The organism is Shewanella sp. SM69, from assembly GCF_025653985.1.
In the GTDB taxonomy this organism is placed as follows: Bacteria; Pseudomonadota; Gammaproteobacteria; order Enterobacterales; family Shewanellaceae; genus Shewanella; species Shewanella oncorhynchi.
On sequence record NZ_JAKKRV010000020.1, the window covers coordinates 35994 to 51045 of the forward strand.

Annotated in this window: 16 protein-coding genes; 3 read left to right on the top strand and 13 right to left on the bottom strand. The window is 43.8% G+C overall.

Translation table 11 applies throughout. The features are described from left to right. Positions 1-75 precede the first annotated feature (75 nt). From dusB to L5M37_RS20635, 3 genes are all read left to right on the top strand, one after another. On the top strand, positions 76-1044 hold the full coding sequence (gene dusB, locus L5M37_RS20625) for a tRNA dihydrouridine synthase DusB (RefSeq protein ID WP_105250428.1): 969 nt from the start codon (positions 76-78) through the stop codon (positions 1042-1044). Positions 1045-1060: 16 nt separating this feature from the next. After that, positions 1061-1366: a DNA-binding transcriptional regulator Fis gene (gene fis, locus L5M37_RS20630; RefSeq protein WP_006083371.1), complete on the top strand. Its 306-nt coding sequence runs from the start codon at positions 1061-1063 to the stop codon at positions 1364-1366. A 340-nt stretch (positions 1367-1706) separates the two neighbouring features. Further along, positions 1707-4721, top strand: coding sequence for a UvrD-helicase domain-containing protein (locus L5M37_RS20635; RefSeq protein WP_263201734.1), 3015 nt, complete (start codon positions 1707-1709; stop codon positions 4719-4721). 64 nt (positions 4722-4785) lie between these two features. Here the strand turns inward: L5M37_RS20635 and L5M37_RS20640 are convergent, their stop codons facing one another. From L5M37_RS20640 to L5M37_RS20700, 13 genes are all read right to left on the bottom strand, one after another. Beyond that, on the bottom strand, positions 4786-5073 hold the full coding sequence (locus L5M37_RS20640) for a hypothetical protein (RefSeq protein ID WP_113940804.1): 288 nt from the start codon (positions 5071-5073) through the stop codon (positions 4786-4788). An 8-nt stretch (positions 5074-5081) separates the two neighbouring features. After that, entirely contained in the window at positions 5082-5516 is a 435-nt protein-coding gene (locus L5M37_RS20645) for a pilus assembly protein PilZ (protein ID WP_219251928.1), read from the bottom strand. Positions 5517-5550: 34 nt separating this feature from the next. Continuing rightward, complete coding sequence (locus tag L5M37_RS20650; RefSeq protein ID WP_263201735.1) at positions 5551-6471, bottom strand: flagellar motor protein MotB; 921 nt, start codon at positions 6469-6471, stop codon at positions 5551-5553. After that, positions 6471-7328 carry a flagellar motor stator protein MotA gene (motA, locus tag L5M37_RS20655; protein WP_113940807.1) on the bottom strand — a complete coding sequence of 286 codons (858 nt, stop codon included), beginning with the start codon at positions 7326-7328 and terminating at the stop codon, positions 6471-6473. The genes L5M37_RS20650 and motA overlap by 1 nt, the downstream gene beginning before the upstream one ends. A 23-nt stretch (positions 7329-7351) precedes the next feature. After that, positions 7352-8068, bottom strand: coding sequence for an RNA polymerase sigma factor FliA (locus tag L5M37_RS20660; RefSeq protein WP_173496201.1), 717 nt, complete (start codon positions 8066-8068; stop codon positions 7352-7354). Between the two features lie 11 nt (positions 8069-8079). Next, positions 8080-8547, bottom strand: coding sequence for a flagellar basal body-associated protein FliL (gene fliL / locus L5M37_RS20665; protein WP_131523400.1), 468 nt, complete (start codon positions 8545-8547; stop codon positions 8080-8082). 16 nt (positions 8548-8563) lie between these two features. Beyond that, positions 8564-9739 carry a flagellar hook-length control protein FliK gene (locus tag L5M37_RS20670; RefSeq protein ID WP_263201736.1) on the bottom strand — a complete coding sequence of 392 codons (1176 nt, stop codon included), beginning with the start codon at positions 9737-9739 and terminating at the stop codon, positions 8564-8566. Next, positions 9729-10055, bottom strand: a complete 327-nt coding sequence (locus L5M37_RS20675; RefSeq protein WP_113940811.1) for a hypothetical protein — start codon at positions 10053-10055, stop codon at positions 9729-9731. Before L5M37_RS20675 ends, L5M37_RS20670 begins: the two co-directional genes overlap by 11 nt. Then, positions 10024-10404, bottom strand: coding sequence for a flagellar export chaperone FliS (gene fliS / locus L5M37_RS20680; RefSeq protein WP_113940812.1), 381 nt, complete (start codon positions 10402-10404; stop codon positions 10024-10026). The genes L5M37_RS20675 and fliS overlap by 32 nt, the downstream gene beginning before the upstream one ends. A 13-nt stretch (positions 10405-10417) precedes the next feature. Further along, positions 10418-11764 (bottom strand): flagellar filament capping protein FliD, encoded by a 1347-nt coding sequence (gene fliD / locus L5M37_RS20685; protein ID WP_131523397.1) that lies wholly within the window; start codon positions 11762-11764, stop codon positions 10418-10420. A gap of 303 nt (positions 11765-12067) precedes the next feature. Then, positions 12068-12886, bottom strand: a complete 819-nt coding sequence (locus L5M37_RS20690) for a flagellin (protein WP_113940814.1) — start codon at positions 12884-12886, stop codon at positions 12068-12070. Between the two features lie 220 nt (positions 12887-13106). Then, on the bottom strand, positions 13107-13910 hold the full coding sequence (locus tag L5M37_RS20695; RefSeq protein WP_263201737.1) for a flagellin: 804 nt from the start codon (positions 13908-13910) through the stop codon (positions 13107-13109). A 216-nt stretch (positions 13911-14126) separates the two neighbouring features. Continuing rightward, positions 14127-14939, bottom strand: a complete 813-nt coding sequence (locus L5M37_RS20700) for a flagellin (protein WP_006083386.1) — start codon at positions 14937-14939, stop codon at positions 14127-14129. Positions 14940-15052: the final 113 nt, after the last annotated feature.

Genomic DNA, 15052 nt, shown 5'->3' on the forward strand with positions numbered 1-15052 from the left:
CATTTATTGACCTTTTCACGGCCAACAAAAAGGGCTACTATAGCGCCCCTTTGAAGAGCTAAGGTGAAACATAAAATGCAGATTGGACCCTATCAACTGAACAATCAGCTGATCGTGGCACCAATGGCAGGTGTCACCGATCAAGCCTTCCGCAATCTTTGTCTTCGTTATGGCGCAGCCTTAGCGGTTTCCGAGATGCTTTCATCCAATCCTGAAGTTTGGGATACAGATAAAAGCCGCCAGCGCATGACGCATTCTGGCGAGGAAGGCATCCGCTCAGTGCAAATTGCAGGGGCTGATCCTGATTTAATGGCGCAAGCCGCCTTGTTCAATGTCGAACAAGGTGCTCACATCATTGATATCAATATGGGTTGCCCCGCGAAAAAAGTGAATAAAAAGCTGGCTGGCTCGGCGCTGATGCAAAATCCACCGCTGGTAAAAGAGATTTTACAAGCCGTGGTCGCCGCAGTGAATGTGCCTGTCACGTTAAAGATTCGCACCGGCTGGGAGCCAGAACACAAGAATGGTGTTCAAATCGCCCAGATTGCAGAGGATTGTGGCATAGCCTCGCTCGCCGTTCACGGCCGCACGAGACAATGTATGTACAGAGGCAACGCCGAGTACGACACGATCAAAGCAATCAAACAGAATGTCTCGATTCCTGTCGTCGCCAATGGGGACATCGACAGTCCGGAGAAAGCCCGCTTTGTGCTGGAATACACCGGTGCCGATGCCTTGATGATAGGACGGGGTGCTCAAGGACGGCCTTGGATTTTCAGAGAAATCCAGCACTACTTGGAAACGGGTAATAAGCTAGCGCCCATTGAGGTTGCCGAACAGCGTCAAGTGATGCTGGAACACCTCACCAAACTGTATGACTTATATGGTGAATACAAGGGTATCCGCTTCGCCAGAAAACATATGGGATGGTACCTAGACCAAGAAGCTCAGCGCCAATTTAGGGCTGACTTTAATCGGCTGGAAACCGCTGCAGAACAGTATTCCCTCGTGGAATGTTATTTTGATGAATTAGTACAGAATTAATAAAGAGCAGAATAGAATGTTTGATCAGACAACTAACACAGAAGTTCACCAGCTTACCGTTGGCAAAATCGAAACCGCAAACGGCACTATCAAGCCCCAGTTATTACGTGACGCCGTCAAGCGTGCCGTAACTAACTTCTTCGCACAGTTGGACGGTCAGGAAGCACAAGAAGTTTATGAAATGGTGCTAAGCGAAGTTGAAGCGCCTCTGCTTGACATCATCATGCAACACACTCGTGGCAACCAAACCCGCGCAGCAAACATGCTAGGTATCAACCGTGGTACTCTGCGTAAAAAATTGAAAAAATACGGCATGAATTAATCCGCAAGGATTAAGTGATTGTATTGAAAAAGAAAAGGCCTGAAGAGATTCAGGCTTTTTTGCTTTCTGATACACCATTTTCTAATGTAAACCTTTCTAATGCGCGCCCTTCTTATGCACATAGTTACACAGTTACCATCATGCTTGGTTTGCCACGCCTCTCACGCCAACTAAGACATCATTCACCAATACAATGCACTTAGCTGCTCTAGCGACCAAAATTAATAAATAATCCATACAGCCCATAGCACAACCTTGACACGAGCCATCGTTTTTTAAGTTATAATGCATTTAAAAATCAGTCTGTTAATTCTAAAACTTTTTAGCCGTAGGTTTTACATTGTCATTGAATCACTCTGAACAAGATATCAAACACAGTTGGTTTGGCCGTTTCTTTATTGGCAAAGCTGATGCGGTAAAACTCACCACGAGTGGTATTAGCATTAATCGCACTAAAGGCGGCTTTTTTGCTCACTCTCGCAGCGCTAACAAAGTAGAAGCTGACGAATGTTTTACCTGGCAACAGCTCGATTCCCCACCATTTTTTACCTTAAGTCCACTAGGTTATCTACTCGGTTTCACGGCATTAGGCAAAGCCTATCAACTGCCGTTTCTCAGCTATTTTGCACAGCATCAATTTAGCAATCAAATCGCACAGTATTGGGCGAATGCCAATGGGCCGCGCGTTGCTGAGTTAATGGCGAAAGTGGATAAGACACTGACACACAATTATTTACGTGAATCACGGGTGGAAATGATACAAGCCAGAGTCGCGCGCGAATATCCGCGTTGGTTCCCTTGGTGTGAAAACCTGCCATTAGCGGCACATTTACACACAGTGTTAGCGAGGCTTAAGCAAATCCACCGCTGGACCCGCGCCGATGTAAAGCAGCTGCGTGAAGATTACATTCAGTCACAGCTCGTTAAATTTGCAGACTATTTTGAGCATGTAGAATCTAATCCCTTAACCGAAAAACAGCGCCGAGCTTGTATTATCGATGATAACAATAACTTGTTATTGGCAGGTGCAGGCACGGGCAAGACCAGTGTGATGGTCGGGCGAGCCGGATATTTGCTTAAGAGTGGTCAAGTAAAAGCCGATGAAATACTGCTGTTAGCCTATGGTCGTAAAGCGGCTGACGAGATGGATGAGCGAATTAAAAACAAGCTTGGCACGGATGATATCAAGGCGAGCACCTTCCACAGTTTAGGCTTAAAAATTATCGCTGACGTTGAGCGCGCTAAACCCAGTTTGTCCCCTTGGGCAGAGGATGACAAAGCCAAAGAGCTGTGGGTGCACAATACCCTTGAGACTTTGATTGAAAATGCGGCTTACCGTAAGCAACTTTTCGAGTACTTCAGCCGTTTCTATTATGTTGAAAAAAGCCCGTTCGAGTTCGATGTGGAAGGCGAGTATTTTCAATACTTGAATGACAACGATATTCGCAGCCTTAAAGGTGAGCGAGTCAAAAGCTTTGGTGAGCTCTACATTGCCAACTGGCTATTTAGCAATGGCATCGAATATGTTTATGAAGCTAAGTATGAGCATGATGTGCGCAGTATTGATTTTCGTCAGTATCAACCCGATTTCTATCTGCCTGAATACCAAGTTTATCTTGAATACTATGGTATTGATGAACACCAGCATACCGCCCCTTATATCGACAACCAAAAGTACTTGGAATCGATGGCATGGAAACGCCAACTACATAAACAACATGGTACTAAGTGTATTGAGCTATTTTATTACCAACATAAAAACGGGTCGTTAATCGGTAAGCTTGAGCAAGCTTTACAGGTCTTTAAAGTGCAATACGCGCCCTTACCCGATGAAGCCATACTCGCCACCCTGCATGAACTAGGCCGCGTGACTGAATTGGCAAAAATGTTTAGTCAGCTGATTGGGCTGTATAAAGCAGCTTGCCTTGATGAACATGGCCTTGAGGGGGTATTTGCCCGCGCCGCCGATGCTCTGCAGACCCGTAAGGCATTCGAACTGCTTGAGCCCATAATCACGCGCTATGAGCAACATTTAGCAATAAATGGCGACATTGATTTTGAGGACATGATTGGCAAAGCGCTGACGTATCTACAACGCGGGCAATTTATTAGCCCGTGGCGTTTCATTATGGTGGATGAGTTCCAAGATATTTCAGAACCACGTGCCCGCTTAGTGCGTGCCTTGAGGGATTCCTGTGCGCCCCATTCTAAAACACAGGCGTCTTTATTTTGTGTCGGAGATGACTGGCAGGCAATTTATCGCTTTAGCGGTGCAGATGTGAGTTTAACCACGCAATTTAGCCAATATTTTGGCCCAACCGCCCAAAGCGACTTAGATCTGACTTTTAGGTTTAACAGCAGTATTGGGCAAGTCGCCACTCAGTTTGTCACCCAGAATCCCACGCAATTGAGGAAGGACATTCGCTCCCTCATGCAGGTCGCCTACCCCGCTGTTTCAATATTACGCCGCGAAGAAAACGAACCGCCCAGTAAAGATGAACCAAGCCCAAATGCACTGGAACAAGCATTAACGGCCATTAGTGCAAGGATAAACGCTGGAAATGACAAACTTAACAGCGTGGCAAGCGTCTATTTACTGGCACGTTTTTGGTTTCAGTTACCCGATAAAACCCAGGTAAACCAACTCAAGGCTAAGTACCCCAACGTGAAGATTGAGTGCCAATCTTTTCATGCTTCGAAAGGGAAAGAAGCCGATTATGTGGTGATCATGGGGATGAAGACGGGAATGCATGGCTTCCCTTCAATGAAAATCACTCCTCCGATACTAGATGCATTTTTACCAAAAACGGAAGCGTTTGAATTTGCAGAAGAACGTCGACTGTTTTATGTCGCGTTAACGCGGGCAAAACACCGCGCCTATGTGATTGCCGATATGACAGACGTGAGCCCATTCGTCACCGAACTGCTTACAAAAGGCTACGCAATTGAACAAGATGAGTTCAGCACCTCTTTAGTACAAAGGTTATTTAAAGAAGTAAAATGCGTGCGTTGCAGCACGGGAACGCTTAAGCCTAGAACGGGAAATTTTAAATCGTTTTATTCTTGCTCACACTTTCCCTTGTGCGATCACAAGGAGCAAGGCTGCGAACTCTGTGCTAGCCCAATGACCCGCACACGCTTTGCTGGCTTTAAGGTATGTTTGAATGAGAACTGTGGTCATATAGCACCACTTTGTAGCCTCTGTGGTGGCGATATGCTATTAAAAGATGGTCGATTCGGCCCCTTTTGGGCTTGTCGCAATTACCGCGGGCAAAACCTACCCAGCTGCATGAATATTCTAAACAAGGCCAAGTTATCGCTCCCAAGCGAGCGACCCAAAAAGCATGTGAGCTAGATGCAAAAATGCTCAACAAAAGCCTATAACAATGAGTCGCAACTCATTTTTATAGGCAGGGGATTTAGAGTAAAAAGAAGAAATAAACAACGAGGAAAAAGGAGCTGAGTGCGCCAATAACCACTGGGTAAATAAGATAAGCATCTTGCGCTCTGGCAGCACGAATAAAACATAAATGAGCCAGAAAATAATTATAGATAAAAATCATAATTGAAATCATCACACCATGGCTAAAGCGTAATGTATTCATATTGAGTGCAACAATAATAAGCAATAGCCAATTCAGCAGAATAAGATACAGAAAGACCTTCTGTAATTTATCCGAGCCGTTTCGATGAAAAGATGCAGCCATTGCATATCCTATATTTTCGCCCTTAGTCTAATTGCATCAATCAAGTTCTGGACTTCAGCTTTATCACGATAAATCCAGCGAGCGCCTAAGAACTTCAATCGACCTTTAATCGTGTGTTCTCGAGTTACCTCACATAAGACTCGTGTTTGCTCAAGTTCAATATAGAATCTCCTCCCTACTGATAGTGGTTCATTGCACAAAATCCCAACACCGCCAATGCTAATATCTTTTATATTTGCAGTTCCAATCGGCGTAATAACAAACCAGCGAGTTGTTGATAAATTTACTGTCAGGCCATCGCATGCAAATGCGAGTGGCGCTCTTTTATTTCGTCTCAGGCTAAATCTTTGATGAGTTCGACGATTATCAAATTCAATAATCTGATACTCAGGGGTCGCTTCAACTTCATCCTCAGAATGTACAAACTCTTCATACAGATTCATAGTCATCCCTAACAAATGAGAGCAGGTATTAACACTAGCGAGTGTTTGCTTGGCGCTTAATTTCGTTGATTGTAACGCCACTTGGGACTGTATCGTTCGGAGCGCCAATCATGCCTCTTAATAACTGTTCAGCAGAGGAGGTTAAAATAAGCGCCTCAATCCGACGATTAGCCGCCGCAGCAGTATCCGAAGTGATGTAAGGAACCTGATCAGCCATACCCGTCACCTGAATAACCTGATCGCGTTTAACACCGCCACGCTCAAGCACTCTTCGTGCTAATAGTGCTCTTTCACTCGATAATTCCCAATTAGTAAATAAACTGCCCGCATAAGGCGTTGAATCCGTATGACCAGAAATAACCATGCTATTAGTTATATTTTTTAAAATAGGCCCTAAAGATAAAAGTAATTCTTCAAAATAGGGCTGCATCTGTGCACTGCCCCGCGTGAACATAAATTGATTCACATTATCGTGAATTAAGATGCGTATGCCTTGAGGCACAATCGTCACGGCAATGTTTTCAGCCATGCTCGAGCTTTGCACGACTCGATTCAATTCTCTGGCGAGCACAGTTAATTGCGCCTGAGTATCAAATTGCCCAGGGATGAGCGCACCTTCCTCTAATCCTTCTGACTCCGAACCTCTAGGCATAGAATTGGAAGGTATGATTGGAGGAGCAATAGACATATTTCCTTCTAAATCAATAATCGAAGATGACTGACTTAGCTCAAATGGATTCATTGGACCAGTGGGATTCATATCACCACGTAAATACTGCACTATCATGGTTCGCTCTTTTTGATCAGCGATTTGCATGATCCACAGCACCATAAAGAGCGCCATCATAGCAAGCGTGAAATCGGCAAAAGCGACTTTCCACGCACCACCATGCCCATGATTACGCTTTCCTCGCTTTCGCCGCTTGATAATAATCGGCTCATTTTTATGGAGCATTAGCTTCTCTGCCCTTCCATCCAACGTTCTAACTCTATAAATGAAGGACGATTTTCACTTTGTATTTGTTTCCGTCCCGCATCAATAGCCATCATTGGTGGTTTACCTTTTGAAAAGGTCACTAAAATAGCGGCGATGCACCGAAGCTGTGCCGATTTGCGATCAACCAGATGTTCTAATGCCTTTGACATTGGATCGAAGAAACAATAACACGCGAAAATACCGATAAATGTACCGACTAATGCCGCGGCAACTTTGACACCAATCATAGTAATTGGGCCATCAATATTAGACATAGTAATGATAATACCGAGAACAGCAGCTAAAATACCAAAGCCAGGCATAGCCTCCCCCACCTTACTAAAAGCTTCCGATGGTCGTAATCTGTCCTCTTCTATTCGATGAATCTCTTCTTCTAGGATATGCTCTAAGTCATGGGGAGATATTTTCCCAATAGACTGCACTCGTAAGTTATCAATTAAAAACTGTAAAACATTTGGGTGATTGAGCACGGCTGGGTACATTAGAAAAATAGAGCTCTGATGAGGATTTTCTAAATGTTCATCGAGCACTTTTAAGCCTTGAGATTGGATCTGAGCCATTAAAGTGCCCATCAAAGGAAATAGCTGCGGATATAATTCAGGATCTTCCTTTCCCTTATTAAATAATTCTTTTAACTGCTCAAGCATTTCTTTTAATACTGATTGTGGGTTAGCAATAATGAGCGCTCCAACTCCGGCCCCCATAATGATTAAAATTTCAGCAGGCTGCCACAATGCAGACAAAGCTCCACCCGCCCAAACATATCCACCAAACACAGAAGCTAAAATGATTAACAGCCCAACTAGTTTACTCATTACGATCTTCTCACTTTTAAACTTTAGCGCTGCAATATTGTTTTTAACTGTGAAATAGCTGATTTATGCAGCTGGCAAATACGCGTTTCAGTCAATCCCAATGCCATAGCTATCTCTTTTAAATTCAGCTCATGATGATAGTAAAGCGACAGAATTAGCTGTTCTCTTTCATTTAATTTTGAAATAACTTTGATCAAAGTTTGCTTCAGTATTAACCGCTCAACATCATTACTTCTGTCTACTGGATGATCACCGCCCAATAGCAACTCATCTAAGCTTTTCATCGACTCAGCTTGCGTCGAGTATAAACGTTCCCGATAATCCTCCGCGCTCAGCCCAAGCGCACTGGCCACTTCAAGATCGCTTGGTTCACGTCCCATCTCTCGACTCAAACGTCTAACAACATCATTAAGCTCATGGGCCTGCTGTCTAACAGGTCTAGGACGCCAATCCTGCCGCCTCAACTCGTCGAGTATGGCACCGCGAATCCGTTGCCCAGCGAAGGAAATAAATCCATTATCCAGCTCGCCAGGATACCGACGTGATGACTCAAGCAAGGCCATCATGCCAATTTGCTCCATATCCTCGAGTGATAACATCACGCCGCAGTGACTGCGCATCTGCGAGACTATACGTTTGATTAATGGCAAGTATTGTCGAATAATCTGTTGTTCAGATTGACGCTCTTCGACTGGATAATCACAGGTTTGTTGATATGCGAGTTGGCCCGCTGCTGTCATGATAAGGCCTCTTACTGGATCACCATGCGAGTAAAGAGTACTTCATCAATATCTGAAGGTAATTGGTTATCTGACAGCACTTTAACCATCAATATCAACGCCTCTGATTGTAAACTGTCAAGCTGATCTAAGTGGTTCAACTGCTCAAATGTTTTACGTGAGAACATCTTCATCATAGCGTTTCGTATAAGTGGATCTGACTCCAGCAACACCGTTTTCATATTGGGATTACGGCTTTTTAATGACATTTCAAGCAGCATGTAATGGGGATACTTATCCCCGGGAATCGATATCACAAACTTTTCTAACGGGTAAAACTTTGCAACTGGTACAGGTTCAACTTCAGGTTCCGATGCAAAAAGCTCTGCTAGCTTCCAATCTCCACTACTTGTCCCAATCCAAAATGCACCTGCGGTCGAACTAATGAGCACAAGTAACGCTAAAATGATCTTTACTAAACGAGATTTTAAAATTGCCATTAAACGACTCCGGCACTTAAGCCAATAAATCTAATTGGGATTTCTCTCTCGCCATCACATCGACTACATTATCCGTTGTAGTTTCAGCCGCTATCGACGAGGAGAATAATGCAGTTTCCTGTTGATGCTGTTGCGATTCTCCTTGGCCAATATCGACATCAATTTGACCGCCATGATCCATTGCTAAATCCACCCTCAAACGATCTAAACCATTGAGCAATGCATCTCGAATTGCCGGATTTACTGCATGCATTTGCACCTGTAAACGATCGCCCTCTAAACGAATATTGAGCTCAATCTTGCCGAGTTCTGGCGGATCTAACCTTAATTCGGCTTTCTTAATATGTTGATCGACTTGGAAACGAAGATGCTCTCTTAAGGGAGTAAGGATCTCCTGAGAGTGCTGCGCTAAAGAAGCCATGGGAGTGAGAGATACAGGGCCCCATTGAGTAGCACTTGCAGCCTGCGTACCCGCAACCTGCTGAGATCCTATCGCATTAATATCTTTAACTTCATGCCCCCTCAGTTCTGCCAACACACGCTGAAACACTGACGAGTCAGATTTCAAATACTCAAAATCCCCAGAGAAAGTTGCCAGCGTTGAATCCTGCGTAAATACGCCGCTCATTTTCAAGGATTCGCCACTCATACCCGCAGGCTGAGTACGACTTCCTGCAAGAGCCATAGATGAGGTCATCCCTGAGCTAAATAGGATTCCTCTTTGATCTGTGGCTGAGAGCCCAATTAAAGACGCAGGAGTTCGACCTATCGGATCCGCTTTAATAGTTTCCGCAGGAAAAATCACAGGAACAAACGGCGCGACAGCAGTCGGTGAAACGAGACTAGCCTGAGGCGTGGCGGCTAAGCCATCTTGAATAATAGGCGCTGAGTTGATCTCAGTATTTAACAGTGGCTGAGACAATACTGGTACAACAGGAACAAAAGATACTGAGTCAGATAAATTGCTATTAAAATATTGATTTGAAAGAGTATCAACATCTCTTTCTAAAGTATGTTCGGCATTCTGAGTCCACAGAGCTCCCTCTAACGGGAGAGGTGCTGCAGACAATCCGACTGGCAACCCCAACAAGGTAAATGACTCTGATTTATCTTGATCAACTGCACTTGCCACTTTAGTCGTCAAGCTGGTATTTGTGCCAACAGGACGAGTTGAAAGAAGATCAGAGATCATCCAAAGCTCCACTTACTTGTGTTAATTGATAGGCGGCTAAACCTGGTTGTTGCGCCTTAAAGCGGCCCATTTCAGCAGCTAATTCATCACGAGCCAAGATCAACTCTTGTAGCACTTGGGAATGAACCCGCTTTAATTCTGCACGTGCTAATTTCTGCTCAATATCATGAGCCTCACCAGCCTGTTGCAGTGCTTTGATCAAAGCGATGTTCACTTTTCGGACGCTTTCCCAATCCTGAGCATCTGCATATTGGCGTAAAGCATTCGCAAAACGCGCCCACTGCTTAATTGAGATTTGTCCATCCTTCTCTGACATTCGTAATCACCTGAGTCACTGGAACTAGCGCTTCAGCACTGTTTTCGACACTGGCGCTGACAAGCTGACGGCTACAAAAGTCATAGAGACGATGTAAACTCACGGCAACCTCACCACCATTTTCAAGGTCAAGCATAGAGTCCAAGCCATGCACGATATTAAGGCACTTATGGATACTCATTCCTTTCGCCTCAAACCTTTGGTATTCCATATGGCCAGCGGTCCGCTCTAGTTCTTCCAATAAACCATCAAGTAACATACGCACCATGTCATGGGTTGTTGCTGCCGCTACTTGTGCATCTAAAGCGGTTTGCTTGTAGGCATTAAATGGATCGTACTCATTTAACATTTTTTACTGCTTCCTATGAAAACAACTGACTTGCGGAATTAAACTGATTAATGGTGGATTCCATTGCCGTAAACTGGGTTAAATAAATCTGATACTTTTGATTCATCTGATAATCATGGCGCGCCATACTGTCATTCACACTTTTAATCTGCTTATTTAGCGCTTCCTGCTTTTGATCGATATAGCCATTGAACTGTGTAAAAGGTTTTAGGGTCTTTTCTATGCTTTTGATATAACTGTCAGGACCAGTAAACATAGCTTGTACTTTTTCTGGATCACTTTTAAAGCTATCGGTCAGCTTAGCATCATCAATTTTTAGTTTTCCGTCTCGTCCAATCTCAATCCCGATATCAGACAAACGCATGCCATTAGCAGCCGTTGCAAATACAGAATCACGTAATTTAGACTGGAGAAGGCGAATAGAGGTATCCCCCTTCAACACACCAATTTGCGCTTCACTCACTGCAGTGCTTTTGTCTTCCTTATCTTTATCGGAAGAGCCAGAGTCAGAGGTTTTAACGCCCATAGAACGAGTTAATTGATTAATTTGCGTCATTAAAGAATTAAATGAATCGACAAAATCCTTAACCGCTTTCTTATTCGCTTCAAAATCGTCTGTGACTTTAATCATGCTGCTTTCACCAGCCGCATGCACCTTGACTAATTCGAGGCTGACACCATCAACAACATTTTCTAGATAGTTACTACTGCTGGTAATACTGATACCGTTTAATGTGAGTTCCGCATCTTGTGCTGCACGACGTTCTGTCATACCCCAATCGGCACCGTTAAACTCTACCTTCACTTGATTCGCGACACCCGATTCCTTTGAAGACAGCATAAATTCGATTTGGTTACCTGTGCGCACTAATGACGCTTGTACACCAGGATTACCCACTTGTTTATTGATCACATCGCGTAACTGAGACACAGAAATAGCCGCACCGCCATTAACCGTTGCCAAATCAATTTCCATGCGCTTAGTCGGATCACTACCGACTTGAATACTGATAATGCCCGACGTTGGCAACAATTCACTTTCAGAGGAATAGGCTTTAGTCAGTTGATGCGCTTGCGCAAGTTTATGCACGCTCAAATCATAGTTGCCCTTAGGCGCATCAGATTTAACTGTCGCGGTCGCATTCTCGCCCGTAACCGTAGCAATTTTGCCTTTAGCTGCATCGCCACCCATTTCACTCAGCTTAGTGGCCATCTTCTTCATATTATTTTCGAGCAATGTATAGGCATCTAACTGTGTTTTGCTGGCAGTTAGCTTGCCTTTGTAAAGCGTATCTTTACCTGCGCGATCTGCGCCAATCAGTTGCTGAGCAAATTGTGCTGCATTCATACCTGAAATCATGACTACCTCCACTCGTTCTAGAGCAAAACGCATGCCAAAAAACAAGTTACTGTTTTTAAATAAAATTAAATAATTAACTGGCCCAAACACAGCTAAATACTTCCGCATGAACACTTAAACAGGAAAACCATCTTCCACTTTGTGTTATCGAAAATTACCCACTAAAACATGAACCTTATAGGTTTCAATCTCGGGTTTAGCGACTACCGACCAATACATAAACCGTGGCTAAAATAAAAATGCCAGTCAGCGCAACTAACTGGCATTTTAGCCGTGACCAATGACATCACTTGCCCAATAGCATTAACGCAATAGACCCATGACTAAACCCGTGTTCTGGTTAGCTGAAGACAGTACCGTTGTACCCGCCTGAACTAATAATTGATTACGTGTCATATTGGCAGATTCAACCGCGAAATCGGCATCCATAATACGGCCGGCAGCGGCTTTAGTATTTTCAGTTACGCTGGCAAGGTTAGCCGCAGTATGGCCAAGACGGTTAATGTTGGCACCTAAGGTTGAACGTTCTGTCCCCACTTTAGCCAAGAAGGTATCAACAGCCCCGATAGCCGTATTGGCGGCTGCAGAAGTCAACAAATCACCAGTAACTGTCTTATCAATAGCACCTAAGGTAACAGACATTTGCTCAGCTCCATCCGAGCCAATCTGAAAGGTCACACCTTTGACGAGTACACCATCAGTAGCATCTTTAAATAAGTTATTACCCGCATAGGTTGTATTTTCTACAATACGGGTAATTTCTGCATTTAATTGCTTAAACTCATCATCCAACGCTTTTAAATCTGCTGTAGAGTTAACGCCGTTTGATGCTTGAGTCGCCAATTCTTTCTGGCGGTTAGCAATGGTCGTTAATTCTTCTAACGCACCATCAGCAGTTTGCAGCATAGAGGTCGCATCAGAAATATTGCGTGAAGCCGTTTCCATGCCCTTTACGTTAGCGCTCATGCGGTTAGCAATTTGCAAACCCGCTGCATCATCAGATGCGCTATTGATACGTAAACCCGTCGACAAACGCTCCATAGCATTAGTTAATAGATTATTACTTTTATTAACAGCACCTTGTGCAACAATTGACGCGTAATTAGTGTGAACACCTAACATATCAGCTCTCCTAGAAAAAACAGTTATCTTGGCTATGCCTGAATCTCGGTATAGCTCCATAACTAAGTAAGGCGACAGCAACAGCGCAAAACTAAAACTTATTTAAAAATAGATGGGATCACCTCTATAAAAACAGACTTAAATGGCATCCACAAAACGCCATAAAAAATGCCAGCAAGCTAAGCTTACTGGCACTTAAAACTAACTCAATTCGGCGTAATTAACGCAGTAGCCCCATCACTAAACCTGTATTTTGGTTAGCAGAAGACAGTACCGTTGTACCCGCTTGAACTAATAATTGATTGCGGGTCATATTGGCAGATTCAACCGCGAAATCGGCATCCATAATACGTCCAGCGGCAGCTTTGGTATTTTCAGTCACACTGGCAAGGTTAGCTGCAGTATGTCCAAGACGGTTAATGTTGGCGCCTAGTGTAGAACGTTCTGTACCGACTGCTGCGATAAAAGTATCAACAAGGGCAATTGCCGCATTCGCGCCAGTAGTTAAATCACCAGCAGCCAGCGCTGCATCATCTATGGATGTTGTTGTAACAACCAATTTTTCACCCGTTCCGGCACCAATTTGGAAGGTAACACCAGCCTCCAACTTGGTGAATAAGTTATTACCGGCATAAGTTGTATTATCGAGAATACGGGTAATTTCGGTGTTTAATTGAGTAAACTCATCATTCAGAGCCGTTAAATCATCAGCAGAGTTCACACCGTTTGCCGCTTGAGTGGCGAGTTCTTTCTGGCGATTAGCAATGGTAGTTAATTCTTCTAACGCACCATCAGCGGTTTGTAGCATAGAGGTCGCATCAGAAATATTACGTGAAGCGGTTTCCATACCTTTAACGTTAGCGCTCATGCGGTTAGCAATTTGCAAACCAGCAGCATCATCAGATGCGCTATTGATACGTAAACCTGTCGATAAACGCTCCATTGCATTAGTCAATAGGTTATTGCTTTTGTTAACAGCACCTTGAGCAACAATTGAAGCGTAATTAGTGTGAACACCTAACATATGTAGTTCTCCATTAAATAACGAGCATTTGGGTTAGACCTGAGTTCAGGCATAACTAACTAAAGCGACTACACAAGCCCACAACTAAAATCGATATTTAAAAAATAGAGTGTATAGCACTGTAAAAACTAGACTGAAATGGCATGCACACCATAAAAAAATGCCAGCAAGCTAAGCTTACTGGCATTAAAACTAACACTGACTAATTGAATAACATTAGCGCAGTAACCCCATCACTAAACCCGTATTTTGGTTAGCTGAAGACAGTACCGTTGTACCTGCTTGAACTAATAATTGATTGCGGGTCATATTGGCAGATTCAACCGCAAAGTCGGCATCCATAATACGCCCTGCAGCGGCTTTAGTGTTTTCGGTAACGCTCGCTAAGTTAGCGGCAGTATGGCCAAGACGGTTAATGTTGGCACCTAAGGTAGAACGCTCAGTACCCACAGCGGCTAAGAAGGTATCCACAAGGGCAATCGCAGCATTGGCGGTACCACCTGTTAAAGTACCTGCGACAGTTTTAGGAATTGCGCCTAATTTAACATCCATTGTCTCCGTTGTTCCGGCGCCAATTTGAAATTTCACGCCCGTACCAGAGGTCAATACACCAGTATCGAATAATTTATTACCAGCATAAGTGGTATTTTCTACAATACGCGTTATTTCGGCGTTCAATTGCGTGAACTCATCATTTAATGCCGTTAAATCAGCCGCAGAGTTAACGCCGTTAGAGGCTTGAGTAGCCAATTCTTTCTGGCGATTAGCAATGGTCGTTAATTCTTCTAACGCACCATCAGCGGTTTGCAGCATAGAGGTCGCATCAGAAATATTGCGTGAAGCCGTTTCCATACCTTTTACGTTAGCACTCATGCGGTTAGCAATTTGCAGACCAGCAGCATCATCAGATGCACTATTAATACGTAAACCAGTCGACAAACGCTCCATAGCATTAGTTAAAAGGTTATTGCTTTTATTTACAGCACCCTGCGCAACGATTGAAGCGTAATTAGTATGAACACCTAACATAGTAGTTCTCCAGAAAATAACGATTGTTTTGGTTAGGCCTGAATCCAGGCATAACTAATTAAGGCGACATGAAAAGCTCTTCACTGAAGCCAAATAGCTTATTTTCAAAAATT